Source organism: Fusibacter tunisiensis, assembly GCF_016908355.1.
GTDB lineage: Bacteria > Bacillota > Clostridia > Peptostreptococcales > Acidaminobacteraceae > Fusibacter_D > Fusibacter_D tunisiensis.
The window spans coordinates 1-2,077 of the sequence record NZ_JAFBDT010000061.1 but is presented as its reverse complement, the minus strand read 5'-3'; the positions used below and the strand labels follow the sequence as shown (position 1 = coordinate 2,077).

The following is a 2,077-nucleotide window of genomic DNA, read 5'->3' as shown; positions in this document are numbered from 1 at the left end:
TGTCAACTTCCAGAAAAAATGTTACTAAAACTCCTGATTTCGATTCTTTTCAGGAGTTTTTTACGTTTTTTACCTAAACTTTTTCCTGATCTGATTCTTGAATAAATTGAAGAATTTGTTCATATGATTTTTCACTTTTCATAATGGCATTGATAAGTTCGTCCCGTTTTAGTGCATCTCTTTTGTCCATTAAGTCTTTCAATGTCGATACCGCCAAATCATATCTCTTCTTCGTCTTCACCACATCCGATTGTGCCTTTTCAATCTTTTGGTCCAACGTTTCCAGCCCAACTGTCCGTGCCATATTTTATGCCCTCTCTTAACCCTTATTTTTTAATGTTTCACTGATTTCATCCGCTTTATATTTCACATAAGAAACATCTATTCCGAACGCTTTGAGGATGGTCTTCTGAGCTGCTGTAACTGCATGGTCTAGTCTATATACATTGTCCAGTTGTCTGACCATCTCAATTTTCTCAAGTTCTTTTATCGCTGCAGGAACAGTCATGAAGTTTGGTCTTTTATCCAGATTCTTCATCTCTTCTTTGAGCTTTGTAAATATCCTGCTTCTAATGATGAGTGCTATGAACTCTATAAATATCTTGGCAGATGCCGACTCATCCGAGTACACTCGAAGGCTTCTATTTCCAAGATAGGACTTGTCTCCTCTGAATAGTTTTTCTGAGGCGTCACGGCTCTTGTAAAGATCGATTGCTTCTTTGGCAGTCATCTTTTCGGAGGTGATTATGCAGAAATATCCACATAATTCAATCTCATTTTCTATCACTCTGGCTTTCTCAACAGGAAATAGAAAGGTTTTGTGTTCCTCATCATAATATAACTCGAAATACCTTTCGAATCCTGGTCCAAACTCACGCATTTCATTGGAATGACGCTTCATGAACTTTGTCATTTCATCAATTCTGTTTTCCAGTTGAGTCCGTTCTGCACTTTCTTTTTCTATACTATGATATATGTGGAAATACCGGTCTTTTTCATCCGTAGCATACAGTTTTTTCTTGACCGTTATGCCATAAACCCTGTAGTCTCCAATGTTATGAATCCTTTTTTTCTCAAAAGTTCCTTTATGCTTGAGAATAAGCTCATTCACAAGGGTCGCCATCCCTCTGACCATGATAACAAAGCTGTAACCACACTGGTCCATGTACTCGATATTGCTCTTGCTGAAGTACCCCCTGTCCAATATGAAACCAACTTTCTTATACCCATATCCCTTTGCCTTATCCAGCATATACTGAAGCTGAGACACATCATTTATGCTTCCGGGGTATGCTTCATAGAAAAGAGGCTCTTTGTTTCTTGTATCATAGGCGATTGAATAATTGAATATCGGGGATCCTTGATCCACCTTCGCATTCCCATACTCAAGCATTTCTATATCACCAGCCTGACAATTTTTATTCGTCGAGTCATAGGATATATAGATTTTTTCTCTATGGTCTTTGCATTCATTCCACGAGTTCAAAAATCCTACGCTTTGATTATCCGTGATGCTTCTAAAAAAATCGGACACCTTCGAGTCACTATATATCCTCATATCTTGGCTGAATATCGCATGATTATAGGCATAATCCGGATAATATTGGGCTGCGTTGCTTTCCGTTATGATGGAATAAGCCGCTAAATCCAAGAACAAACCCAAATCTTTTTCACTGAAATATTGGCTAAGCATTTCTGGAATTCCACTTTCACGAAAAATCTTTTGAAGAAGAATATATGTGCCAACTCGTAAACAACTACTCCTCAATGTCCGGTCCTTTTCTTCAGGAAGCTCCACTTCAGGAAAAAATTTCAGGTAGTTCTGGTTGGGCTGCATCATTTGAGAATCGGCTTTGGATTGCTTACCAATCATCGCTCTTTTTACGTTTGTATACTTCTGAGAAGGATCATAAATTCTATCATACTCATAGTATACATAACATGAATTATCTCTTTTTCTGTATGTAATTTTGCCTTTTACTTCTGGAATTTTGACTAGAAAATCGAGGTACATTTTTTGTCCTCCCTTTAGTAACATATGCGACTAAATACAGTATATCATTATGCCCGTATTTTT

2 protein-coding genes are annotated in these 2,077 nt (G+C 37.5%); both read right to left on the bottom strand.

Features of this window, described 5'->3' with window-relative positions:
- Positions 1 to 73 precede the first annotated feature (73 nt).
- Positions 74 to 304: a hypothetical protein gene (locus JOC49_RS13040; protein WP_204665477.1), complete on the bottom strand. Its 231-nt coding sequence runs from the start codon at positions 302 to 304 to the stop codon at positions 74 to 76.
- Positions 305 to 319: 15 nt separating this feature from the next.
- A complete protein-coding gene (locus JOC49_RS13035; RefSeq protein ID WP_204665476.1) occupies positions 320 to 2,014 on the bottom strand; it encodes an IS1634 family transposase in 1,695 nt (564 codons plus the stop codon).
- Between the last annotated feature and the right edge of the window lie 63 nt (positions 2,015 to 2,077).